Origin of the sequence: Enterobacter sp. Ag1 (genome assembly GCA_000277545.1) — a bacterium.
In the GTDB taxonomy this organism is placed as follows: Bacteria; Pseudomonadota; Gammaproteobacteria; order Enterobacterales; family Enterobacteriaceae; genus Cedecea.
This window is the reverse complement of the sequence record AKXM01000060.1, coordinates 95,818-119,747: the sequence shown is the minus strand read 5'-3', so window position 1 is coordinate 119,747 and position 23,930 is coordinate 95,818. Positions and strand designations below refer to the sequence as shown.

16 protein-coding genes and 1 pseudogene are annotated in these 23,930 nt (G+C 53.9%); 7 read left to right on the top strand and 10 right to left on the bottom strand.

The window, feature by feature from the left end; translation table 11 throughout:
• Window positions 1-15: 15 nt before the first annotated feature.
• A complete protein-coding gene (hpt, locus tag A936_RS22320; RefSeq protein WP_008461837.1) occupies window positions 16-552 on the bottom strand; it encodes a hypoxanthine phosphoribosyltransferase in 537 nt (178 codons plus the stop codon).
• A 181-nt stretch (window positions 553-733) separates the two neighbouring features.
• On the opposite strand from hpt, the gene A936_RS22315 reads away from it, so the two are divergent.
• On the top strand, window positions 734-3,139 hold the full coding sequence (locus A936_RS22315) for a glucose/quinate/shikimate family membrane-bound PQQ-dependent dehydrogenase (protein ID WP_052154820.1): 2,406 nt from the start codon (window positions 734-736) through the stop codon (window positions 3,137-3,139).
• A gap of 36 nt (window positions 3,140-3,175) precedes the next feature.
• Here the strand turns inward: A936_RS22315 and cueO are convergent, their stop codons facing one another.
• Complete coding sequence (cueO, locus tag A936_RS22310; protein WP_008461834.1) at window positions 3,176-4,768, bottom strand: multicopper oxidase CueO; 1,593 nt, start codon at window positions 4,766-4,768, stop codon at window positions 3,176-3,178.
• Between the two features lie 144 nt (window positions 4,769-4,912).
• Here cueO and A936_RS22305 point away from each other — a divergent pair, with 144 nt between their 5' ends.
• The gene (locus A936_RS22305) at window positions 4,913-5,260 is read left to right on the top strand and encodes a YacC family pilotin-like protein (RefSeq protein WP_008461833.1); all 348 of its coding nucleotides are present in this window, start codon (window positions 4,913-4,915) and stop codon (window positions 5,258-5,260) included.
• Between the two features lie 93 nt (window positions 5,261-5,353).
• Here the strand turns inward: A936_RS22305 and yacL are convergent, their stop codons facing one another.
• The 6 genes from yacL to pdhR all read right to left on the bottom strand — a co-directional run bounded on the left by yacL (window position 5,354) and on the right by pdhR (window position 16,366).
• The gene (gene yacL / locus A936_RS22300) at window positions 5,354-5,716 is read right to left on the bottom strand and encodes a protein YacL (RefSeq protein WP_008461832.1); all 363 of its coding nucleotides are present in this window, start codon (window positions 5,714-5,716) and stop codon (window positions 5,354-5,356) included.
• 193 nt (window positions 5,717-5,909) lie between these two features.
• Window positions 5,910-8,507 carry a bifunctional aconitate hydratase 2/2-methylisocitrate dehydratase gene (acnB, locus tag A936_RS22295; protein WP_008461831.1) on the bottom strand — a complete coding sequence of 866 codons (2,598 nt, stop codon included), beginning with the start codon at window positions 8,505-8,507 and terminating at the stop codon, window positions 5,910-5,912.
• 781 nt (window positions 8,508-9,288) lie between these two features.
• Window positions 9,289-10,713 (bottom strand): dihydrolipoyl dehydrogenase, encoded by a 1,425-nt coding sequence (gene lpdA, locus A936_RS22290; RefSeq protein WP_008461828.1) that lies wholly within the window; start codon window positions 10,711-10,713, stop codon window positions 9,289-9,291.
• 175 nt (window positions 10,714-10,888) lie between these two features.
• A complete protein-coding gene (gene aceF / locus A936_RS22285; RefSeq protein WP_008461827.1) occupies window positions 10,889-12,778 on the bottom strand; it encodes a pyruvate dehydrogenase complex dihydrolipoyllysine-residue acetyltransferase in 1,890 nt (629 codons plus the stop codon).
• A gap of 14 nt (window positions 12,779-12,792) precedes the next feature.
• Window positions 12,793-15,456 carry a pyruvate dehydrogenase (acetyl-transferring), homodimeric type gene (aceE, locus tag A936_RS22280; protein ID WP_008461826.1) on the bottom strand — a complete coding sequence of 888 codons (2,664 nt, stop codon included), beginning with the start codon at window positions 15,454-15,456 and terminating at the stop codon, window positions 12,793-12,795.
• Window positions 15,457-15,601: 145 nt separating this feature from the next.
• Complete coding sequence (gene pdhR, locus A936_RS22275; RefSeq protein ID WP_008461824.1) at window positions 15,602-16,366, bottom strand: pyruvate dehydrogenase complex transcriptional repressor PdhR; 765 nt, start codon at window positions 16,364-16,366, stop codon at window positions 15,602-15,604.
• Between the two features lie 537 nt (window positions 16,367-16,903).
• Between pdhR and aroP the strand changes: the two genes are divergently transcribed.
• Window positions 16,904-18,274, top strand: coding sequence for an aromatic amino acid transporter AroP (gene aroP, locus A936_RS22270; RefSeq protein ID WP_166876758.1), 1,371 nt, complete (start codon window positions 16,904-16,906; stop codon window positions 18,272-18,274).
• 49 nt (window positions 18,275-18,323) lie between these two features.
• Here the strand turns inward: aroP and ampE are convergent, their stop codons facing one another.
• Both ampE and ampD read right to left on the bottom strand, forming a co-directional pair.
• Complete coding sequence (gene ampE / locus A936_RS22265; RefSeq protein WP_008461821.1) at window positions 18,324-19,178, bottom strand: beta-lactamase regulator AmpE; 855 nt, start codon at window positions 19,176-19,178, stop codon at window positions 18,324-18,326.
• On the bottom strand, window positions 19,175-19,738 hold the full coding sequence (gene ampD, locus A936_RS22260) for a 1,6-anhydro-N-acetylmuramyl-L-alanine amidase AmpD (RefSeq protein WP_008461820.1): 564 nt from the start codon (window positions 19,736-19,738) through the stop codon (window positions 19,175-19,177). The genes ampE and ampD overlap by 4 nt, the downstream gene beginning before the upstream one ends.
• Before the next feature lie 83 nt (window positions 19,739-19,821).
• On the opposite strand from ampD, the gene nadC reads away from it, so the two are divergent.
• From nadC to hofC, 4 genes and pseudogenes are all read left to right on the top strand, one after another.
• Complete coding sequence (gene nadC, locus A936_RS22255; protein ID WP_008461819.1) at window positions 19,822-20,712, top strand: carboxylating nicotinate-nucleotide diphosphorylase; 891 nt, start codon at window positions 19,822-19,824, stop codon at window positions 20,710-20,712.
• 185 nt (window positions 20,713-20,897) lie between these two features.
• Window positions 20,898-21,353, top strand: coding sequence for a prepilin peptidase-dependent pilin (ppdD, locus tag A936_RS22250; protein ID WP_008461818.1), 456 nt, complete (start codon window positions 20,898-20,900; stop codon window positions 21,351-21,353).
• The gene (gene gspE, locus A936_RS22245) at window positions 21,350-22,729 is read left to right on the top strand and encodes a type II secretion system protein GspE (protein ID WP_008461817.1); all 1,380 of its coding nucleotides are present in this window, start codon (window positions 21,350-21,352) and stop codon (window positions 22,727-22,729) included. Before ppdD ends, gspE begins: the two co-directional genes overlap by 4 nt.
• A pseudogene (hofC, locus tag A936_RS22240) lies at window positions 22,722-23,927 on the top strand (protein transport protein HofC). The gene gspE and the pseudogene hofC overlap by 8 nt, the downstream one beginning before the upstream one ends.
• The last annotated feature ends 3 nt before the right edge of the window (window positions 23,928-23,930 follow it).

The window sequence follows — 23,930 nt, the reverse complement described above, 5'->3', positions numbered from 1 at the left end:
GCTTACGACGATTGATTACTCGTCCAGCATCACCACTTTGCCAACGAACGGCAGGTGGCGATAGCGCTGGGCATAGTCGATGCCGTAGCCAACGACGAATTCGTCTGGGATAGAGAAGCCAACGTATTCAACGTTAACATTCACTTCGCGGCGCGTCGGCTTGTCCAGTAGCGTACAAATGGCCAGAGATTTTGGTTCACGCAGGCTCAGGATCTCGCGCACTTTACTCAGGGTGTTGCCGGAGTCGATGATATCTTCCACGATCAGCACATCTTTCCCACGGATATCTTCGTCCAGATCTTTCAGGATCTTCACGTCGCGAGTGGTGGACATGCCGCTGCCGTAGCTTGAAGCGGTCATAAAATCGACTTCATGGGAAACCTGAACTTCACGGCACAGATCCGCCATAAACATAAATGAACCACGCAGCAGACCCACCAGCACCATGTCACTGCCGCTGTCGCGATAGTGTTCGGTGATTTGACGACCCAGTTCAGCGACACGGGCTTTGATCTCCGCTTCCGGGATCATCACTTCAACAGTATGTTTCATATCTCTAACCATATGATTTAAAAACAAATCATTTAATGCTGGTTCACCTGCAGCCAACACAAAATAGTGAGGCGTGGAGTATACCAGCAAATCGCCTTCACATCCCCACTTCAAAAAAAAGCCATAAATGTGACAACCATCACACTTGTTAATAACTATAATTAAATGCTATCAAAACTTTATGAGTGTGATAATTGTGAAAATAAATAAAACCGGATCGCAACTATTTGTGACCCTCTCGGCCCTCTTTGCTGTACTTTGCGGGTTCTATTTACTCTTTGGCGGGATATGGTTAGTGGCTATAGGCGGGTCGTGGTATTACCCGATCGCCGGCCTGGTGATGCTCGGCGTCGCCTGGCTGCTGTGGAAGAGCAAAGCCTCCGCGCTTTGGCTCTACGCGGCCCTGCTGCTGTGTACGATGGCCTGGGGCGTCTGGGAAGTCGGCTTCGACTTCTGGGCGCTGACGCCGCGCTGCGACGTGCTGGTGTTCTTCGGCGTCTGGCTTCTGCTGCCGTTTGTGTATCGCCGCCTGGTGATTCCAGCAAGCGGCGCGGCAGCATCGCTGGTGGTTTCCCTGCTGATTACCGCCGTTGTGCTGGTCTGGGCGGGCTTTAACGACCCGCAAGAGATCAACGGCACGCTGAATCTGGATAATGCCGCAGCTACCGCTGAGTCTTCCATTCCTGATGCCGACTGGCCAGCTTATGGCCGCAATCAGGAAGGGCAGCGTTTCTCTCCGCTCAAGCAGATCACCACGCAGAACGTGGGCCAGTTGAAGGAAGCCTGGCGTTTCCAGACCGGCGACGTGAAGCGTGCTACCGACCCGGGTGAAATCACCAACGAAGTCACCCCGATCAAAATCCGCGATATGCTTTACCTGTGTACCGCCCACCAGCAGCTGTTCGCACTGGATGCCTCCACCGGGAAAGAAAAGTGGAAATTTGACCCTCAGTTAAATACCGACCCTTCGTTCCAGCACGTGACCTGCCGTGGCGTTTCTTACCACGAAGCCACCGCGGATAACGCCCCTGCGGATGTAGTGGCCGACTGTCCTCGCCGCATCCTTCTGCCGGTGAACGATGGCCGCCTGTTCGCGCTCAACGCCGATACCGGCAAGCTGTGTGAGAGCTTTGCAAACAAAGGTATTCTGAACCTGCAGACCAACCAGCCGGTGACTACGCCAGGTATGTACGAGCCGACTTCACCGCCTATCGTGACCGACAAGGTGATTGTGATTGCCGGGGCAGTGACCGACAACTTCTCTACCCGTGAGCCTTCCGGCGTTATCCGTGGTTTTGACGTTAATACCGGTAAACTGCTGTGGGCGTTTGACCCTGGCGCGAAAGATCCAAACGCTATCCCGGATGACGAGCATCATTACACGCTGAACTCGCCGAACTCGTGGGCTCCGGCGGCATATGATGCAAAACTGGATCTGGTTTACCTGCCGATGGGCGTGACCACGCCAGACATCTGGGGCGGCAACCGCACGCCTGAGCAGGAACGCTACGCCAGCAGCATCGTGGCGCTGAATGCCACCACCGGTAAGCTGGCCTGGTCCTATCAGACCGTCCACCACGACCTGTGGGATATGGACATGCCTGCCCAGCCAACGCTGGCGGATATCACCGACAAAAACGGCAACAAAGTGCCGGTGGTGTACGCTCCGGCTAAAACTGGCAACATTTTTGTTCTGGACCGCCGCGACGGTAAATTAGTGGTGCCAGCCCCGGAGCAGCCTGTTCCGCAGGGTGCCGCCAAAGGCGACCATGTTTCCCCTACCCAACCATTCTCCGAGCTGACCTTCCGTCCGAAGAAAGATCTGAGCGGGGCGGATATGTGGGGCGCGACCATGTTCGATCAGTTGGTCTGCCGCGTGATGTTCCACAGCATGCGCTATGAAGGCATCTTTACCCCGCCTTCCGAAAAGGGGACGCTGGTGTTCCCGGGCAACCTGGGCATGTTCGAGTGGGGCGGGATCTCCGTTGACCCAAATAATCAGGTCGCGATGACCAACCCAATGGCGCTGCCGTTCGTGTCTAAGCTGATTCCACGCGGGCCGGGTAACCCAATGGAACCACCAAAAGATGCGAAAAGCTCAGGCACTGAATCCGGCGTTCAGCCGCAGTACGGCGTGCCGTATGGCGTCACGCTGAACCCATTCCTGTCGCCGTTCGGCCTGCCGTGTAAACAGCCGGCCTGGGGCTACATCTCTGGCGTTGACCTGAAAACCAACGAAATCGTTTGGAAGAAACGTATTGGTACCGTGGAAGACAGCATGCCGTTCCCAACCGGTATTCCGATGAAATTCCGCATGGGGATGCCGATGCTGGGTGGCCCGATCTCCACCGCCGGTAACGTGATGTTCATTGGTGCTACCGCAGATAACTACCTGCGCGCGTTTGATATGCGTGACGGGAAACAGCTGTGGGAAGCGCGTCTGCCAGCCGGTGGACAGGCTACGCCGATGACGTATGAAGTGAACGGTAAGCAGTATGTGGTGATTTCCGCAGGTGGCCACGGTTCCTTCGGCACGAAGATGGGGGATTATATTGTGGCGTACGCTCTGCCGGACGACGCAAAATAAAACATTGCGGGTGGCTTAGGCCACCCGCTCTTTCTTTTATGCGACGGTAAAACCAAGCATCATTCCGGTATCTTCATGCTCCAGCAGATGACAGTGCGCCATATAGGCCGCTTCCTTTGGTGCAGCATGATCGAATTTCACCAGCACTTCGCTGCGCGCACCTTCCACCTTCACCGTGTCTTTCCAGCCCTGACGATGCGCCGCCACCGGTTTGCCGTTTTCGGACAGGATACGGAACTGGGTGCCGTGAATATGGAAAGGGTGCAGCATCATGTCGCCTTCCCCGGATATCGTCCACTTCTCGTATTTCCCTTTTTGTGCAGCAAACGCCGGGGTTGCCATATCGAAAGCTTTGCCGTTGATTTTGTTGGCATTGTGGAAATCAAAGCCGTGGCTCATACCGCCGTGATTCATCCTCCCCATGCTGCCGTGGTCCATGTTCTTCATGCTGCCATGGCTCATACCGCCCATATCACCGTGGCCGTCCATCGACATGCCCGCCATCGCCTGCATGCCATATTTATCCATCAGCGCCTGCATGCCCATCATGTCGAGCATCGGATCCATCATCAGTTGCAGCCAGCGTTCAGTTGCGCCTTCCAGCGACGGGAGCGCAGGTACGTTGACCAGTTTGTCCGGCAAAGTGCCAGAGGCTGCGATAATCAGCGGCTGAATGCGAACCACCGGGGCAGGTTTGTCGAAAGGTGCCACGGTCATGCCCATTTGCTTCACCGGCAGGGTGACAATATCAAAAGGCTTGCCGTCACGGGTATCGACCAGCACCTCGAACCGTTCCCCCATCAGAATTTCCAGCTCCGTGACTTTGACTGGCTCTGCCAGCAGTCCGCCGTCGCTGGCGATGACATAGAGCGGGCGATTGTCGCTGGCAGCAATGTTCAACGAGCGGGCATTACAGCCGTTAAGCAAACGCAGGCGCAGCCAGCCGCGCGGATTGGTGTGCTGGGGATAAACGGCGCCGTTGCATAGCAGCGTGTCGCCAAACCAGCCTACGGCCGCGCTCATGACGTCCAGCTGGTAGTCAATTTCTCCGTCCTTACCGAAACGTTTATCCTGGATAATCAGCGGAATATCATCGATGCCCCACTGCTTCGGCAGCATCAGTTGGGCACTTTCGTTATCTTCAATCAATACGAGGCCACCAAGCCCCATGGCCACCTGATGCCCGGTTTTACCATGCTGATGCGGGTGGAACCAACAGGTCGCCGCACGCTGCTGCGGCGTAAAGGTGACGCTGCGTTTTGCACCGGCGGCGATAACGCCCTGCGGGCCGCCATCGACTTCGCCGCCGACCTCAAGCCCATGCCAGTGCAGCGTGGTTTCTTCTGCCAGGTTATTATGGATATCGACCGTGACCGCTTCCCCTTGCGTTAACTTTAACGCCGGGCCAAGCAAAGCACCGTTATAGCCCCATGTCGTGGCAGATTTCCCGGCAAAAACGCTCTTTCCTGCGTTTACGGTGAGGCGAATGCTATTTTTGGCATCCGGGGCAAGCAAAGGTGGGATAGGCAACGCCGGACGATCGGCCGCCAGCGCGGCACGGCTCCAGAGTGGCAGCGCGCTGAAAGCCCCCAGCGCCGCGGTATATTTTAGAAAATTACGGCGATGCATAGTCAGTTCCTTTAGTTGGCATACTTGTCGGCGAGCATAAACCTTTCCCTAACGGTAAGGTCAAGTTTTAAGCTCATAATAAATATCGTCGACGCCCATTTAACTGTGTTAACGTTTCGTATCTGAGAAAAAGTGGTAGACGTGATGAAGATGGGAGTTAGGGCGTTATTACTGGGCATTTTGCTGGCTTTTTCTACCAGCAGCCTGGCGCTGAGTGAGTCTGAAGCAGAAGATATGGCCGATCTGACTGCGGTATTTGTGTTCTTAAAAAATGATTGTGGCTACCAAAACCTCCCTAACGGCCAGATCCGACGCGCGCTGGTCTTTTTTGCCCAACAAAATCAATGGGATCTCAGCAACTACGATAGCTGGAACATGAAAGCATTAGGTGAAGACAGCTACAAAGATTTGAGCGGTATTGCCATCCCCACGGCAACAAAATGCAAATCTCTGGCGCGCGATTCCTTAAGCCTGCTGGCCTACGTTAAATAACGCTTTCCCCGCCTGGCCTGAAATAATGACCGTGAAACCACGGTCATTGGCTCTAAGACCAAACAACGTGGGGGCGGTATCAGCCCCAGCGCGTTAACGCTGCTGCAGGAATTCCCGGTAAGCGTGTACCACCTGCAGGAAGTCCTCTACGCCGCAAAAAGAGAGGCTCTCTTCGTCGTAGTAGCTCATTCCCTCTTCCATCTCATCCCCGGAAATTTCCAGCTGGTTAGCGCGGACGATGACCTCCTCCTCGTCCAGCCACAGCGTATATTCGTGCCCGGCACGCTGCCACTGCCGCTCGCTGCCTTTCACGGAAAGCACGGCCTGCTCGACTTCATCCAGAAGCGCCAGGTTACCCTTCACTTCCTCATTAAACCAGTGGCCGACAACCTCGTGCCCCATTGACATACGCACCTTCACCATACCGGTGATGTCACGCAGAAATTCATAGTCCATCGCTGTTTCCTCTACATCGCGGGGGAAATCCTCACCCACGCCTATAGGCTTAATTATCGCAGCAAAGTCAGGGGAAAACAGCGTGGCGAGTAGAAGGACGAGAAATAAAAAGGAGAAACGCAGAGTGGTCTGGCGCCCTCACTCCGGCCCTCTCCCACAGGGAGAGAGAGCACAGAGTGAGGGTATTTAGCCTTTAAACGGCAGTCTGGAAGATGACGCCGTCCGCTTTCTCGGTGTACTGAGACAGCTGGTCAAAGTTCAGGTAACGGTAAGTGTCTACCGCCGTTTTATCAACCTGAGTCATGAAGGTCTGATATTCGTCAGGAGTTGGCAGTTTACCCAACAGGGAAGCCACGGCCGCCAGCTCAGCAGACGCCAGGAAGACATTTGCGCCGGTTCCCAAACGGTTCGGGAAGTTACGGGTTGAAGTCGACACGACCGTCGCGCCATCTGCCACACGAGCCTGGTTACCCATGCACAGGGAGCAGCCTGGAATTTCGATACGGGCTCCGCTCTTACCGAACACGCTGTAATAGCCTTCTTCCGTCAGCTGAGCCGCGTCCATACGGGTTGGCGGCGCCACCCACAGGCGAGTTGGCAGCTGACCTTTGTGGCTGTCCAGCAGTTTACCCGCCGCACGGAAGTGACCGATGTTGGTCATGCAGGAACCGATAAACACTTCGTCGATCTTCTCCCCGGCCACGTCGGACAGCAGACGAGCATCGTCCGGGTCGTTTGGCGCACAGAGGATTGGCTCTTTGATATCGTTCAGATCGATGTCGATCACTGCCGCATATTCTGCATCAGCGTCGGCTTCCATCAACTGCGGATCTGCCAGCCATTTTTCCATGCCCTGAATACGGCGCTCAAGCGTACGACGGTCACCGTAACCTTCGGCAATCATCCACTTCAGCAGCACGATGTTGGAATTCAGGTACTCTTCGATCGGCTCGCGATCCAGTTTAATGGTGCACCCTGCGGCAGAACGCTCTGCGGAAGCATCGGTCAGCTCAAACGCCTGCTCAACTTTCAGCGTCGGCAGACCTTCGATTTCCAGGATACGGCCAGAGAAGATATTTTTCTTGCCTTTCTTCTCCACGGTCAGCAGACCCTGTTTGATCGCGTACAGCGGGATCGCGTGTACCAAATCACGCAGGGTAATACCCGGCTGCATTTCGCCTTTAAAGCGAACCAGCACGGACTCAGGCATATCCAGCGGCATAACGCCGGTCGCCGCGGCAAACGCCACCAGACCAGAACCTGCCGGGAAGGAAATCCCGATTGGGAAACGGGTATGGGAGTCACCGCCGGTGCCGACGGTATCCGGTAGCAGCATGCGGTTCAGCCATGAGTGAATAACGCCATCGCCCGGGCGCAGAGACACGCCGCCACGGTTCATGATGAAGTCAGGCAGCGTGTGGTGCGTTGTCACGTCCACCGGCTTAGGATAGGCCGCGGTGTGACAGAAGGACTGCATCACCAGATCCGCAGAAAAACCAAGGCAGGCAAGGTCTTTCAGCTCATCACGGGTCATCGGCCCGGTGGTGTCCTGGGAACCTACGGAAGTCATCTTCGGTTCGCAGTAAGCGCCAGGGCGAATACCTTCCACGCCACAGGCGCGGCCAACCATTTTCTGCGCCAGCGAGTAACCGCGGGTGCTAGCGGCAACGTCTTTCGCCTGAACAAATACGTCGCTATGTGGCAAGCTCAGTGCTTCGCGCGCTTTGGTGGTCAGGCCACGGCCGATGATCAGCGGAATACGGCCGCCGGCGCGGACTTCATCCAGCAGCACGTCGGTTTTCAATTCAAAGTTGGCGATCACCGCATTGGTTTCGTGGTTACGCACTTCGCCTTTGTACGGGTAAATGTCGATCACATCGCCCATATTCAGATCGTTAACGTCAACTTCGATCGGCAGTGCGCCAGCATCTTCCATGGTGTTGAAGAAGATGGGGGCGATTTTGCCGCCCAGCACAACGCCACCGCCGCGCTTGTTTGGCACATTCGGAATGTCATCGCCCATGAACCACAGCACGGAGTTAGTGGCAGATTTACGGGAAGAACCGGTGCCTACAACGTCGCCCACGTAGGCCAGAGGGAAACCTTTTTTCTGCAGCGCTTCGATCTGTTTGATAGGGCCAATTACGCCAGCCTGATCCGGCTCAATGCCTTCGCGGGCGTTTTTCAACATCGCCAGGGCGTGCAGCGGGATGTCCGGGCGGGACCATGCGTCCGGAGCCGGGGACAGGTCATCGGTGTTGGTTTCACCGGTGACTTTAAAGACGGTAACGGTGATTTTCTCGGCCAGTTTAGGGCGAGACAGGAACCACTCGGCTTCGGACCAGGACTTCAGCACTTGCTGAGCGTAGGTGTTGCCCGCTTTGGCTTTCTCTTCTACATCGTAGAAGTTATCAAACATCAGCAGCGTATGGGACAGCGCTTTGGCGGCAATCGGTGCCAGCTTTTCGTTATCCAGCGCGTCAATCAGCGGATGAATATTGTAGCCACCCTGCATGGTGCCCAGCAGTTCAACGGCTTTTTCAGGGGAGATCAGCGGGGAAGTGGCATCGCCTTTGGCAATGGCAGCAAGGAAACCGGCTTTCACGTAGGCGGCTTCATCAACGCCCGGCGGTACACGGTTAGTAATCAGATCTAACAGGAATGCTTCTTCACCTGCTGGTGGGGTTTTCAGCAGCTCAACCAGTGCGGCCATTTGGGTGGCATCTAAGGGTTTTGGAACAATCCCTTCTGCGGCACGTTCAGCTACGTGCTTACGGTATTCTTCTAGCACGACGGTTCTCCTCGCTCTCATTGTCATTTGGCGACACCGGATCTCTCTCTTCACGCTCCTGTGAGACAGCAGTTTGTAGGGTAAATGCCCGGTACCGCGTCGGGCAGCATAGCAGGATTTTCAGGGGGTGTTAATCTGTTTACAAAAAAGCAACATTAAAACGTTGCTGAATCGTTAAGGGGGAATAGATTACTTTTTGATATGATCCTCAGACACAAAAAAACCGCCTTTCGGCGGTTCGTTTGCCCTGACAAAGTGGTAGCACACGATGAAAGGAAATGTTTTGTGGCAAGCCCCAAACGCTGTCTATTCTGCATTTGAAAATGAATCACGGCAAGATGAATTGTACCTTTTGCGTACAACGTTATAAAAACAACTGCAACTTACTGCAAATTAAAAATGATGATTCAGCGTTCAAGCGATCTACCGTAACGTTACTCTTGGCCTGCTTCGCTGGCGTAGCAGCCAGTCGCCGGGCATGGGAGCAGATCTACCGCTCTACGTGGCAAGCCTCAAACACTTGCCTGATTCTGCCTTTCCCGGTGAAGAAGGAATCGCCGTAGCCCAAAGGGTATACACGCAATGGAAATGCGTTTGCTGTACGCGCTGCTTCTGTTGTTAGGTTCACTGCTTTCGCTGAGCCAAAGTGGCTGGAATATTTCAGACATTACCGTTCAGTTCGTTTTGAACCTGGGCAATTAAGCTACTGGCCGCTCGCAAGGGCGGCCTTTTACGGACAAAAAAAACGGCCCCAAAGGGCCGCTTTATCAGACGCTGAAAGTTACTTTTTCTTCGCTTTCGCGTTTGGCAGGTCGGTGATGCTGCCTTCGAAGACTTCAGCCGCCAGGCCAACGGATTCGTGCAGCGTTGGGTGAGCGTGGATGGTGAGCGCGATGTCTTCTGCGTCACAACCCATCTCGATAGCCAGACCGATTTCGCCCAGCAGCTCGCCGCCGTTGGTCCCAACAATCGCCCCACCGATAACGCGGTGAGTCTCTTTGTCGAAGATAAGCTTGGTCATACCGTCTGCGCAATCGGAAGCGATAGCACGGCCAGAAGCAGCCCACGGGAAGGTGGCGGTTTCGTAGCTGATACCTTTCTCTTTCGCTTCTTTCTCAGTCAGACCAACCCATGCAACTTCTGGCTCGGTGTAAGCGATAGATGGGATCACTTTCGGATCGAAGTAGTGCTTCATCCCGGCGATAACTTCTGCGGCAACGTGGCCTTCATGAACACCTTTGTGTGCCAGCATTGGCTGACCGACGATGTCGCCGATAGCAAAGATGTGTGGCACGTTGGTGCGCAGCTGTTTGTCAACGCGGATAAAGCCACGGTCGTCAACTTCAACGCCGGCTTTGCCTGCATCGAGGTTTTTACCGTTCGGCACGCGGCCGATAGCCACCAGAACCGCGTCGTATCGCTGTGGTTCTGCAGGGGCTTTTTTGCCTTCCATGGAAACATAGATGCCGTCTTCTTTCGCTTCAACGGCAGTCACTTTGGTTTCCAGCATCAGGTTGAATTTCTTGCTGATGCGCTTGGTGAAGACTTTAACGATGTCTTTGTCTGCGGCAGGGATAACCTGGTCGAACATTTCAACCACGTCAATGTCTGAACCCAGCGCATGGTATACGGTGCCCATTTCCAGGCCGATGATACCGCCGCCCATTACCAGCAGGCGTTTAGGTACGGATTTCAGCTCCAGCGCATCCGTGGAATCCCACACGCGTGGATCTTCATGAGGAATGAACGGCAGCTCGATCGGACGGGAACCCGCCGCGATGATAGCGTTGTCGAAGTTGATCACGGTTTTACCGTTTTCACCTTCCACTTCCAGGGTGTTAGCCCCGGTGAATTTACCCAGACCGTTTACCACTTTCACTTTACGGCCTTTGGCCATACCCGCCAGGCCGCCGGTCAGCTGAGTGATAACTTTCTCTTTCCAGGTACGAATTTTGTCGATATCGGTTTTCGGCTCACCGAAAACGATGCCGTGTTCGGCCAGTGCTTTTGCTTCTTCGATAACTTTAGCAACGTGCAGCAGCGCTTTAGAAGGGATACAGCCGACGTTCAGACAAACACCACCAAGGGTGCTGTAACGCTCTACGATGACGGTTTCCAGACCTAAATCCGCGGCGCGGAACGCTGCGGAGTAACCTGCCGGGCCTGCCCCAAGTACTACGACCTGAGTTTTGATTTCTGTGCTCATCATGACCTCTTAATTTATACCCGTCGTCCACCGGGTCGTTCTATCCGCCCGCAGTTTACAAAATTGTTAACAATTTTGAAACAACAAACGGCTCACGAATTGTCGCTTTCGCCAATAACCTCACAAACACCATGAGATTACCAGAAAAAAGCCGGCCGATTGGCCGGCTTTTCAATTACATCACCAGGCGGCGAATATCAGACAACATGTTGTTGATGATGGTGATGAAGCGAGCTCCATCAGCGCCGTCGATTACGCGGTGGTCGAAGGAAAGAGACATCGGCATCATCAGACGCGGCGTGAACTCTTTACCGTTCCAGACTGGCTCCATCGCAGACTTGGAGACACCCAGGATAGCCACTTCTGGCGCGTTAACGATCGGCGCGAAGTGAGTAGTCCCGATACCGCCCAGGCTGGAGATGGTGAAGCAGCCGCCCTGCATTTCGCCAGCGGTAAGCTTGCCGTCGCGAGCTTTCTTGGAGATAGCCATCAGTTCGCGAGACAGCTCAGTGATGCTCTTCTTGTTCACGTCTTTGAAGACTGGAACAACCAGACCATTCGGGGTATCAACCGCCACACCGATGTTGATGTATTTTTTCAGCGTCAGCTTCTGGCCATCTTCGGACAGGGAGCTGTTGAAGCGAGGCATCTGCTCCAGCGCGGCCGCAACGGCTTTCATGATGAACACTACAGGAGTGAACTTCACGTCCAGCTTACGCTTAGCGGCTTCGTCGTTCTGCTGCTTACGGAACGCTTCCAGATCGGTGATATCGGTTTTGTCGAAGTGGGTAACGTGCGGGATCATCACCCAGTTACGGCTCAGGTTAGCACCAGAGATTTTCTGGATGCGGCCCATTTCCACTTCTTCGATTTCGCCGAACTTGCTGAAGTCAACTTTCGGCCATGGCAGCATGCCTGGCAGACCACCGCCGGTCGCAGCCGGAGCTGCTTCAGCGCGTTTAACAGCGTCTTTCACGTAAGCCTGAACGTCTTCACGCAGGATACGACCTTTACGGCCGGTGCCTTTCACTTTCGCCAGGTTAACACCGAACTCGCGAGCCAGACGGCGGATCAGCGGAGTCGCATGAACGTACGCGTCGTTTTCAGCGAATTCAGATTTACCTTCTGCTTTAGCAGCAGGTGCAGCGGCTTTGGCTGCCGGGGCTGGTGCCGCAGCGGCTGGAGCTGGTGCAGCAGCAGTTGGAGCCGCAGCAGGTGCAGCGCCTTCTACTTCGAAGACCATGATCAGGGAGCCGGTGGACACTTTGTCGCCGGTGCTGATTTTGATTTCTTTCACGGTACCGGCGAATGGTGCAGGCACTTCCATGGAAGCTTTGTCGCCTTCTACGGTGATCAGTGACTGCTCAGCGGCAACTTTGTCGCCCACTTTCACCATCACTTCAGTGACTTCAACTTCATCACCGCCGATGTCCGGGACGTTAACTTCTTTAGAGCCGGAAGCCGCAGGTGCTGCGGCAGCAGCCGGAGCAGCAGCCTGTTCTGGAGCGGCAGCAGGTGCGGCACCCGCCACTTCGAAGACCATGATCAGAGAGCCGGTAGACACTTTGTCACCGGTGCTGATTTTGATCTCTTTCACCACGCCCGCGAACGGCGCAGGGACTTCCATAGAAGCTTTGTCGCCTTCTACGGTGATCAGAGACTGTTCAGCAGCAACGGTGTCGCCCACTTTCACCATGATCTCGGTAACTTCTACTTCGTCACCGCCGATGTCTGGCACGTTAACGTCTTTTGCGCTCGCGGCAGCAGGTGCTGCGGCCGGAGCGGCTTCTTTCTTCTCTTCTGCCTTAGCAGGTGCAGCGTCTGCTGCACCTTCGGCGGAATCGAAAATCATGATCAGTTTGCCGGTCTCGGTTTTGTCGCCGACAGAGACTTTGATCTCTTTCACGACGCCAGCCTGTGGAGACGGAACTTCCATAGAGGCTTTATCGCCTTCTACAGTGATCAGCGACTGTTCAGCTTCAACTTTGTCGCCAACTTTGACCAGAATCTCGGTGATTTCAACTTCATCAGCGCCGATGTCTGGTACTTTGATTTCGATAGCCATTGTCTCTTTACCTCTTACGCCAGACGCGGGTTAACTTTTTCTGCATCGATGTTGAATTTAGTAATTGCGTCAGCAACCACTTTCTTATCGATTTCGCCACGTTTAGCCAGTTCGCCCAGGGCTGCTACGACCACGTAAGAAGCATCAACTTCGAAGTGGTGACGCAGGTTTTCGCGGCTGTCAGAACGACCGAAGCCGTCGGTGCCCAGTACGCGATAATCATCAGCTGGTACGTAAGTACGAACCTGCTCAGCGAACAGTTTCATATAGTCAGTAGAAGCAACCGCCGGAGCGTCGTTCATCACCTGAGCGATGTAAGGTACGCGCGGAGTTTCCATTGGGTGCAGCATGTTCCAGCGCTCACAATCCTGGCCATCACGAGCCAGTTCGGTGAAGGAGGTTACGCTGTACACGTCAGAGCCCACGCCGTAGTCGTTCGCCAGGATCTGTGCTGCTTCACGCACGTGACGCAGGATAGAACCGGAGCCCAGCAGCTGAACTTTACCTTTGCTACCTGCAACGGTTTCGAGTTTGTAGATACCTTTACGGATACCTTCCTCGGCGCCTGCTGGCATAGCCGGCATGTGGTAGTTTTCGTTCAGGGTGGTGATGTAGTAATAAATGTTCTCTTGTGCTTCACCGTACATACGGGTCAGACCGTCGTGCATGATGACAGCCACTTCGTACGCGTAAGACGGATCGTAAGAGATACAGTTAGGAATAGTCAGAGACTGAATGTGGCTGTGGCCATCTTCGTGCTGCAGACCTTCACCGTTCAGCGTAGTACGACCGGAAGTCCCGCCGACCAGGAAGCCGCGAGCCTGTTGGTCGCCAGCCTGCCAGCACAGGTCACCGATACGCTGGAAACCGAACATCGAGTAGTAGATGTAGAACGGAATCATCGGCAGGTTGTTGGTGCTGTAAGACGTCGCAGCCGCCAGCCAGGATGCGCCAGCACCCAGTTCGTTGATCCCTTCCTGCAGAATCTGGCCTTTCTCGTCTTCTTTGTAGTATGCAACCTGCTCGCGGTCCTGCGGGGTGTACTGCTGGCCGTTCGGGCTGTAGATACCGATCTGACGGAACAGACCTTCCATACCAAAGGTACGCGCTTCATCGGCGATGATTGGAACCAGACGGTCTTTGATAGACGGGTTCTTCAGCATCACGTTCAGGGCACGAACGAAGGCGATGGTGGTGGAGATCTCTTTGTTCTGCTCTTCCAGCAGCTGAGAGAAGTCTTCCAGCGCAGGCAGTTCCAGTTTTTCGGAGAAGTTAGGCTGACGAGCAGGCAGGTAGCCTTTCAGCGCCTGACGACGTTCGTGCAGGTACTTGTGCTCTTCAGTGCCTTCTGGGAAGGTGATGTAAGACAGGTTTTCTACCTGCTCATCGGTCACTGGCACGTTGAAACGGTCGCGGATGTAACGCACGCCGTCCATGTTCATTTTCTTCACCTGGTGAGCGATGTTTTTACCTTCTGCGGTATCGCCCATGCCGTAACCTTTGATGGTGTGGGCCAGGATAACGGTCGCTTTACCTTTGGTTTCCTGCGCTTTTTTCAGTGCAGCGTAGACTTTCTTCGGATCGTGACCACCGCGGTTCAGGGCCCAGATCTGCTCATCAGTCCAGTCTGCAACCAGCGCTGCGGTTTCAGGGTATTTGCCGAAGAAGTGCTCACGAACGTAGGCACCGTCTTTGGATTTGAAGGTCTGGTAGTCACCGTCAACGGTTTCGTTCATCAGTTGGATCAGTTTACCGCTGGTATCTTTACGCAGCAGCTCATCCCAACGACCGCCCCACATCACTTTGATAACGTTCCAGCCAGCACCGCTGAAGATGCCTTCCAGTTCGTTGATGATCTTGCCGTTACCGGTGACCGGACCATCCAGACGCTGCAGGTTACAGTTGATGATGAAGCACAGGTTGTCCAGCTTCTCACGGGTCGCGATGGTGATCGCGCCTTTAGATTCTGGCTCATCCATTTCACCGTCGCCCAGGAAGGCGTAAACGGTTTGCTCAGAGGTGTCTTTCAGGCCACGGTGTTCCAGATATTTCAGGAATTTAGCCTGGTAGATCGCACCGATTGGGCCCAGCCCCATGGAAACGGTCGGGAACTGCCAGAATTCTGGCATCAGTTTAGGGTGCGGATAAGAAGACAGACCTTTACCGTGAACTTCCTGACGGAAATTGTTCATCTGCTCTTCGGTCAGGCGGCCTTCAAGGAAAGCACGTGCATAGATGCCCGGAGAGATGTGGCCCTGGAAGTACACCAGATCGCCGCCGTCTTTCTCGTTGGCTGCACGGAAGAAGTGGTTGAAGCACACTTCGTAAACGGTCGCAGAAGACTGGAAGGATGCCATGTGGCCACCCAGTTCCAGATCTTTCTTGGATGCGCGCAGAACGGTCATGATGGCGTTCCAGCGGATAGCAGAACGGATACGGCGTTCCAGATCCAGATTGCCCGGGTATTCCGGTTCGTCTTCAACGGCAATGGTGTTCACATAGTTGCGAGCACCTGCAGAAGCAGCGACTTTCACACCGCCTTTGCTGGCTTCGGACAGCAGCTGATCGATCAGATACTGTGCACGCTCAACACCTTCTTCACGGATAACCGATTCGATCGCCTGTAGCCAGTCGCGAGTTTCAATCGGATCCACGTCATTTGGGAAACGTTCTGACATGGGGGTATTCCTTATCTGTCTAATACGTTGATTTATCTGGAACCTGTCCCATTGCGCTCTTGCCCGAATGAATTCGGGTAACTGAAGAAAAGAACGCAATAAGACAGGTTCTGTGTTTAGTTGCCGCGCGCTAAAAGTTTGGCGCTTAATCCCTACGTTGCTGAAGGAGACGGAGAGAGCGCTCACGACGGCTCTGCTCACGGCTGCGATCCAGCAATATTTCCTCAATAAACGCCAGGTGACGGTGCGACGCTTCTCGCGCCTGCTCCGGCTGGCGAGCCATAATCGCCGCAAAAATGCTGGCGCGATGGCTGCTCACTTGCGCCAACATCTCGCGGCGCGCGTAGAGCAATTCAAAATTCTGGCGAACGTTCTGTTCGAGCATAGGCTCCATGCAGCGCAATAAATGAAGAAGCACAACATTATGCGCGGCTTCGGTTACGGCAATTTGATACTGCATGACGGCATCGGCTTCGGCGTCTAAATCACCGGACTCCTGAGCCTGCTGGATGGCAATATGGCAATCACCAATGCGCGAGAGATCTTCTTCGGTTCCGCGCAGCGCCGCGTAATAAGCAGCAATACCTTCAAGCGCATGGCGGGTTTCAAGCAGATCAAACTGGGATTCGGGATGGTCTGAGAGCAGTTCGACCAGCGGGTCGCTCAGGCTCTGCCAAAGGCTGTTCTGGACAAAAGTACCGCCGCCCTGGCGACGAAGCAGCAAACCCTTGGCTTCGAGACGCTGGATGGCCTCGCGCAGCGAAGGACGGGAAACATCAAATTGTTTCGCCAGTTCGCGTTCAGGTGGAAGTTTTTCGCCCGGGCGTAGAGTGCCCTCAAGGATGAGAAACTCCAGCTGCTGCTCTATCACATCGGATAATTTTGGTTGGCGGATTTTGCTGTAGGCCATCGTTCCCTATCTCTGCCATTAGCCCGGAGTCAATTGGTAAGACCAATTTCACGTTCGTGAGGCTAAAAGTAACAAAGTATTCACCTTCTGTCCATATTGGTTTTGATTGAAATCATGAAAGCAGGCACATTTTAACAATAACAAAAGAAGGGATTTTCAAAACCATAACTTGGGCACTAACTCGCGTTTACCCACAAAGCGGTAAGTTAACGTTTATGAAACGATATATTTTTCAAAAACAACCGAAAGACGCGGTGAATGTATGTCATTTTTGTGACGCAAAACGGCCGCTCAAGAAGTATTCCCGACTCACCTTGTCCTTCCCTCTTTTTTACAAATGGTTTCTTTTTGCCCAACTCGTCAGAGCAGTGGCAGAAAGCAGGTGCAAAGGCCTGCGCTTAACATTATTCTTTGCGATGCGGTAGCCCTATCCGCAAAATTCATAATTGATAACCGTAAAAAAAAGACTACACATTACGGAATACAACAATTACATCCGCGTCAATGTAGCGCAGACATTAACCACTACGAGGTTACATGATGGAAGGTCAACAGCACGGCGACACGCTGAAGCGCGGTCTTAAAAACCGCCACATTCAGCTTATCGCGCTGGGTGGAGCTATCGGGACGGGCCTGTTTCTGGGCAGCGCATCCGTCATCCAGTCCGCAGGTCCGGCAATTATTCTCGGCTATGCTATCGCCGGGTTTATCGCATTTTTAATTATGCGCCAGCTGGGTGAAATGGTCGTTGAGGAGCCGGTAGCCGGGTCCTTCAGCCATTTTGCTTACAAATACTGGGGTGGTTTCGCGGGCTTCGCTTCAGGCTGGAACTACTGGGTACTCTACGTTCTGGTCGCCATGGCTGAACTGACGGCCGTCGGCAAATACATCCAGTTCTGGTGGCCGGAGATCCCAACCTGGGCTACGGCGGCGGTATTCTTCGTTGCTATCAACGCCATCAACTTAACTAACGTTAAAGTCTTTGGCGAAATGGAGTTCTGGTTCGCCATTATTAAAGTGGTGGCGGTTATCGCCATGATTCTGTTCGGCGGCTGGTTACTCTTTAGCGGCAACGGTGGTCCACAGGCGTCCGTCAGCAACCTCTGGGATCAGGGTGGCTTCCTGCCGCACGGCATCACCGGGCTGGTCATGATGATGGCTATCATTATGTTCTCCTTCGGCGGGCTTGAGCTGGTCGGTATTACCGCCGCTGAAGCAGACAACCCGGAAGTGAGCATTCCAAAAGCGACCAACCAGGTTATCTACCGTATTCTGATTTTCTATGTGGGTTCGCTGGCAATTCTGCTGTCCCTGCTGCCGTGGACACGCGTGACCGCAGACACCAGCCCGTTCGTGCTGATCTTCCACGAGCTGGGCGACACTTTCGTGGCTAACGCTCTGAATATCGTGGTGCTCACCGCCGCCCTGTCGGTTTACAACAGCTGCGTTTACTGCAACAGCCGTATGCTGTTCGGCCTGGCGCAGCAGGGCAACGCGCCGAAGATGCTGAAAAGCGTCGATAAGCGCGGTGTACCGGTGAACACGATTCTGGTTTCCGCAGGCTTTACCGCCCTTTGCGTGCTGATTAACTATCTGGCACCGGAATCCGCTTTCGGCCTGCTGATGGCGCTGGTTGTCTCAGCTCTGGTGATCAACTGGGCGATGATCAGCCTGGCTCACATGAAGTTCCGCCGTGCTAAGCAGCAACAAGGGGTGAAAACCCGCTTCCCTGCCCTGTTCTATCCGTTAGGAAACTGGGTCTGCCTGCTGTTTATGGTTGGCGTACTGGTCATCATGCTGATAACCCCGGGTATGGCCATCTCGGTTTACCTGATCCCAGTGTGGATTGCGATTCTGGGCGTCGGTTATTTCCTGAAGCAGAAGAACCTGAAGGCAGTGAAAGCCTGATAAAGAAAACGCCCCGCAATGCGGGGCGTTTTATTACAGCCTTCCGGCCCTAAACCAAAGTGCCGTAAATCGTCAGTAACGCCACAACCGCCACAATCACCAATGAAATCTTCTTCGCCAGTGATACCGCAGCTTTAGGCGTTTTCATCTTATCCTGATGGGGTTCTCTCGCCAGCGAGTACTGTGCCAGTTGTGTGAGAACTTGGTATTGAGAGGTATGCCTGTCGGCAAGGGATGCAAACCAGGCCGGAAGCGCTCGCTCACCGTGGCCCAACAGGGCATAAGCGACACCCACCAAACGCACGGGCACCCAGTCAAGAATATGAAGAATGCCGTCAATTCCCGCGAGCAAGCGCTCGTGTGCCGTATGATGCCGGGCAAGCCATGTCTGCCATGCGCGCAGGAAAGCATACCCTGCGAGCGTAACCGGCCCCCATGTTCCGCCCACCACAAACCAAAACAGCGGCGCGAGATAGAAACGGAAGTTAATCCACAGCAGCGCGTTTTGTAGCTCGCGCAGGTATTCACGCTCGCTGCACTCAGGCGGAACACCATGAATCAATGTAAGCTCTGCAGCCATTGCATCACGGGCATGTTCATCATCATGGCTGGCGGCTTTAAGATACGAATGATAATGCAGCCTGACCTGCCCGGCCCCGATGCAAAGCACACCCAGCGCAATCCAGAACACCAGCAGTGGGACGTTGAATAGTAACCCATGCAAAGCACGGAGAATCAGGAAAACCACGGCCATAAATGCAGCGGTCATTAACAGCGTTCTTAACAGAGAAAAATGCTTAACCCGTCCAAACAGGACTTCAAGACGATGATCTAACTGCCAGTGTTCGCCCATTTTGAACAATCGCTCGCCCATCAGGACTAACAGCAGGGTAAACAGGGTCATGTGCTCTCCTTGTCAGTTGCCTCTTCAACCGCACCCCAAAAGCGCGGCCAGTCAAACGAAGGGCCTGGATCGGTCTTCCGACCAGGTGCTATATCGCTGTGGCCCGTGATGTTTTTCGCCATATCAGGATAGTGTTGAATCAGTAAGTTAGCTAAAACGCTGAGCTGTTCATATTGAGCGTCGGTATAGGCCAGCGTATCGGTACCTTCCAGCTCAATACCGATAGAAAAGTCGTTGCACTTTTCTCTTCCCTGATAGCTCGAGACGCCCGCATGCCAGGCTCGTTTATCGAAAGGGACGTACTGAACAATTTCGCCGTCCCGGCGAATCAGACAATGGGCTGACACGCGCAAATGCGAAATACCGGCAAAGTAAGGGTGCGCTGCAGGATCGAGCGTTCCGGCAAATAACGCATCAATCCAGGGGCCACCGAACTCCCCCGGCGGCAAACTAATATTGTGCACCACCAGCAATGAGGGGTTTTCCTCTTCCGGTCGGCCGTCACAATGCGGGGATGGCAGATGTTTTACCCCCACCAGCCAGCCGTCTTTAAGCTGCATGAGAGGTTCTCCTTAGAGTGGTACTTGAAGTCGCTTCAGAGTAGCATGAAACAATATTAACTTATTCATTCTGGAGTTTAATCATGCCGCCCCGCCGTTATAATCCTGACCGCCGACGTGACGAGCTGCTCGAACGAATTACCCTCGATATCCCTCTCGCCGTAGCCCAGGCGCTGCGAGAAGATCTGGGCGGCGAAGTCGACCCAAACAACGACATCACGGCACAATTATTACCCCCAGAAAACACGTCGCATGCGGTTGTTATCACCCGCGAAAAGGGCATTTTTTGCGGTAAACGCTGGGTAGAAGAAGTCTTTATTCAGCTTGGCGGCGACGTGACGGTGACCTGGCATGTCGAAGATGGCGCTGAAGTCACCATCAATCAGCCACTTTTTGAGCTTAATGGCCCGGCCCGTATTCTCTTGACCGGAGAAAGAACGGCGCTGAACTTCGTGCAAACGCTCTCAGGCGTAGCCAGCGAAGTTCACAGTTACGTGGCGCTGCTTGAGGGCACTAAAACGCAGTTGCTGGATACCCGTAAAACACTTCCGGGCCTGCGCACCGCGCTGAAATATGCCGTGCTGTGCGGCGGGGGCAGCAACCATCGCCTCGGCCTTTCCGATGCTTTCCTGATCAAAGAAAATCACATTATTGCTTCCGGCTCTATTCGTCAGGCAGTGGAGAAAGCATTCTGGATGCACCCTGACGTGCCGGTAGAAGTGGAAGTTGAGTCACTGGATGAATTGGAACAAGCGCTCAAAGCTGGGGCTGACATCATCATGCTGGACAACTTTACCGTTGAGCAAATGCGTGAAGCCGTGGCACTCACCCAAGGGAAAGCGCGCCTGGAGGTCTCTGGCAACGTGACCAAAGAGACGCTGAGAACATTCGCTGATACCGGCGTGGACTACATCTCCGTAGGTGCTCTGACTAAGCACATACGCGCCCTCGACTTGTCTATGCGCTTCCGCTAATGCAACACCACGGCGGGCCAGCCATTACTGCGCCCGCTTTTTTGCGTACTGACTTCCATTTTTATTGTCGATACATACAACTGCGTTAACTAACACGGAAAGCATTTCCCGAATGTCCGTTTCCCTGTTCGCCATTGCTTAGCCTTTTCAGCACAGTGTTGCTCTCTAACCAAAAGGAGCGACAGATGAACAAGCAAAAAGGATTTACGCTAATTGAGCTTATGGTGGTGATAGGCATCATCGCCATTCTGAGCGCCATCGGCATTCCTGGATATCAAAACTACCTTCGTAAAGCAGCCTTGACCGATATGCTGCAAACCTTCCTGCCCTATCGTACCGCCGTCGAACTTTGTGCCATCGAGCGTGGAGGGATCTCCGATTGCAATGCCGGCAGTAACGGCATCGCTGAAACCAAAACAACGCGCTACATCAATTCAATGAGCGTTACCAGCGGGATTGTGACGCTCAACGGCCAGGAGTCCTTGAACGGGCTGGCGGTTGCGTTCACCCCTCAGTGGAACGATGCTAACGGGGTAACCGGCTGGACAAGGGTCTGCACTGCGGAAAACGGCTCGCCGCTGAAACAAGCCTGTGAAGACGTATTCCGTTTTAACGAAGCGCAAGCGGGGGCTGGCAAATGAGCACAAAAGAACAGCTTAACGCCCTATGCCAGCACTACAACGCCATACTGATAGAGGAAACGCCTGGCGCGGTACGAATTGCTGCGGTTGAAGCCCCAAACGAGCAAATGTACGAGGCGCTCCGCTTTCTTTGTGATAAACACATTGATGTAGAGATCTGGCCCATTGAACGGCTCGAGAAATGGCAAACGCTGGAGCCTTCTCAGCCTTCGGAGCACGACCGAAGCAGTTCAGCGGTCGCACTTTTGAATACAACACTTGCTGCCGCCGTACAGCAGCGTGCATCCGATATCCATTTTGAGCCCTTCGAAAATGCCTATCGAATTCGGCTTCGCATTGATGGCGTGCTGCAATGTCAACCCCTACTGCCTCAGGCAATGGCAGCGTCCGTCACTGCAAGGCTCAAAATTCTGGCTAACCTGGATATCGCGGAAAAGCGGCTGCCTCAGGACGGACAAATGGACTACCTCGCCGAGGAGGTGAAAGCGTCATTTCGCGTCTCGACGCTGCCTTGTCGATACGGCGAGAAGGTCGTTTTACGGCTTCTTCAGCAGGGCAAACAGCATATGGACATTCATTCTCTGGGGATGTCAGAGGATGAAAAAAAACAACTTCAGCAATCACTCCAGGCCCCGCAGGGGATGATTCTGGTAACCGGTCCTACAGGGAGCGGAAAAACCATTACGCTGTATAGCGCCCTGGCGGCGCTTAACCAACCGGGTATCAACGTCTGCAGCGTAGAAGATCCCATAGAAATTCCTCAGGAAGGGCTGAACCAGACGCAGATAAACCCTAAGGCTGGTCTCACCTTTCAGCACGTCCTACGCGCATTACTGAGGCAGGATCCAGACGTCATTATGGTCGGTGAAATCAGGGATGGTGAAACAGCAGAAATTGCCATCAAAGCTGCCCAGACCGGGCACCTGGTTTTATCGACATTGCACACCAACTCCACCGTTGAAACGCTTGTCCGCCTGGAGCAAATGGCCATTCCTCGCTGGATGATCGCATCTGCCTTGAATATCATCGTGGCTCAAAGGCTGGTGAGAAAGCTTTGCCCTCACTGCAAAACACACCACGAACCAGCCATAACATTACCTGGACACATTTGGCCTTCCGCGCTGCCCAATTGGCATCCGACAGGATGTGAACGTTGCTACGGAGGATATTATGGGCGAACAGCGTTATTTGAAATCCTGCCGCTATCCGCCGCTCTAAGACAAGCCATCACGCAAGGCGAATCCGCAAGTAACATTGAAAGTCTCGCCAGAGAGCAAGGGATGAGTACGCTTTTCGAAAATGGCTGCGTTGCCGTAGCACAAGGCTATACGACGCTGGAAGAGGTTTACCGCGTGCTAGGTGTGCCACATGCCTAAACCTCTGCTTTGGCGATGGGAAGCCATAGACCACGAAGGCCAATTAAAAAATGGTGAATCGCTTGCCGGCAAGCGCGCTTCTCTTGAGGAGGAGCTTGCTCAGCAGCAGCTTCAGCTCCTGTCCGTTAAAAAATCATCGCTGTCAGGGAGATCCTGTTGGCATATTCAGCACAAAATTGACTTTGTCCGGCAACTTGCAGCGCTGATCCATGCCGGTATCGCCTTAACTGACGCGCTGTTGCTCATAGCCCGACAGCATCCCAAACCTGCATGGTCGGCATTATTACAGCACATAGAACGACAGGTAGCGCAGGGCATACCGTTTTCCGAAGCGCTTAAGCAATGGCCCCATATCTTCCCGCCCCTGTTTATTGCATTACTGCATACCGGAGAGCTGACGGGAAGGCTTGCAGAGTGCTGCCAGCGGCTGGCAGAACAACAAGAACAACACTACCAACTCAGCAAAAAGGTCGTGAAAGCCCTGCGTTATCCGCTCTTTATTTTGATTGTTGCACTGCTGGTAACCGCAGGCATGGTTGGGTTTGTTCTGCCTGAGTTTGCCAATATCTATCGTTCTTTTAACGCGCCTCTGCCCGCGATCACCCAGGCCGTTATGAGTCTTTCAGAGTGGGCAACGTCTCAAGGAGGATGGTGGATTTTAACCGCTATGCTCTTAGCCGTTATAGGTTGGTGGCTTCGCCGCACCCAACCCGTCATTCGAGAAAAAGAACAATTACTGCTGTTAAAAGTACCTGTCATTGCTCCCTTGAGGCGAGGCCAGCTACTCAGCCAGATATTTACCGTACTAACGCTGTCTCAGCACTCTGGCGTCCCCTTGTTACAGGGTCTTGAAGCGGTTGAAAAAACGCTGGCCCAAACGTTCTGGCAACGGCAAATTATTGAAGTACGCGATCGGGTTTCCGAGGGAAAGCCCCTCTGGCAGGCGTTGGAGCAGTCGGGGTATTTCACACCACTTTGCCAACAGTTGGTTCGAATTGGTGAAGAATCCGGTTCTCTGGATCTGATGCTTTAGCGCCTGGCGCGCTGGCATTATGAGAAAACGCAGGAGCTGGCTGAAAATCTTGCCGCCACGCTGGAGCCAGTCATGATGCTGGTCATTGGCTTGATCATTGGCACGCTGGTGATAGCCATGTATCTACCTATTTTCCAGATGGGGGATGCCATGGGAGGAGGATGACGC

What these genes read in the sequence shown, in the direction of transcription:
- hpt (WP_008461837.1), bottom strand. Translation starts at nt 552, where the DNA reads ATGAAACATACTGTTGAAGTGATGATCCCGGAAGCGGAGATCAAAGCC.
- A936_RS22315 (WP_052154820.1), top strand. Translation starts at nt 734, where the DNA reads ATGAGTGTGATAATTGTGAAAATAAATAAAACCGGATCGCAACTATTT.
- cueO (WP_008461834.1), bottom strand. Translation starts at nt 4,768, where the DNA reads ATGCATCGCCGTAATTTTCTAAAATATACCGCGGCGCTGGGGGCTTTC.
- A936_RS22305 (WP_008461833.1), top strand. Translation starts at nt 4,913, where the DNA reads ATGAAGATGGGAGTTAGGGCGTTATTACTGGGCATTTTGCTGGCTTTT.
- yacL (WP_008461832.1), bottom strand. Translation starts at nt 5,716, where the DNA reads ATGGACTATGAATTTCTGCGTGACATCACCGGTATGGTGAAGGTGCGT.
- lpdA (WP_008461828.1), bottom strand. Translation starts at nt 10,713, where the DNA reads ATGAGCACAGAAATCAAAACTCAGGTCGTAGTACTTGGGGCAGGCCCG.
- aceF (WP_008461827.1), bottom strand. Translation starts at nt 12,778, where the DNA reads ATGGCTATCGAAATCAAAGTACCAGACATCGGCGCTGATGAAGTTGAA.
- aceE (WP_008461826.1), bottom strand. Translation starts at nt 15,456, where the DNA reads ATGTCAGAACGTTTCCCAAATGACGTGGATCCGATTGAAACTCGCGAC.
- pdhR (WP_008461824.1), bottom strand. Translation starts at nt 16,366, where the DNA reads ATGGCCTACAGCAAAATCCGCCAACCAAAATTATCCGATGTGATAGAG.
- aroP (WP_166876758.1), top strand. Translation starts at nt 16,904, where the DNA reads ATGATGGAAGGTCAACAGCACGGCGACACGCTGAAGCGCGGTCTTAAA.
- ampE (WP_008461821.1), bottom strand. Translation starts at nt 19,178, where the DNA reads ATGACCCTGTTTACCCTGCTGTTAGTCCTGATGGGCGAGCGATTGTTC.
- ampD (WP_008461820.1), bottom strand. Translation starts at nt 19,738, where the DNA reads ATGCAGCTTAAAGACGGCTGGCTGGTGGGGGTAAAACATCTGCCATCC.
- nadC (WP_008461819.1), top strand. Translation starts at nt 19,822, where the DNA reads ATGCCGCCCCGCCGTTATAATCCTGACCGCCGACGTGACGAGCTGCTC.
- ppdD (WP_008461818.1), top strand. Translation starts at nt 20,898, where the DNA reads ATGAACAAGCAAAAAGGATTTACGCTAATTGAGCTTATGGTGGTGATA.
- gspE (WP_008461817.1), top strand. Translation starts at nt 21,350, where the DNA reads ATGAGCACAAAAGAACAGCTTAACGCCCTATGCCAGCACTACAACGCC.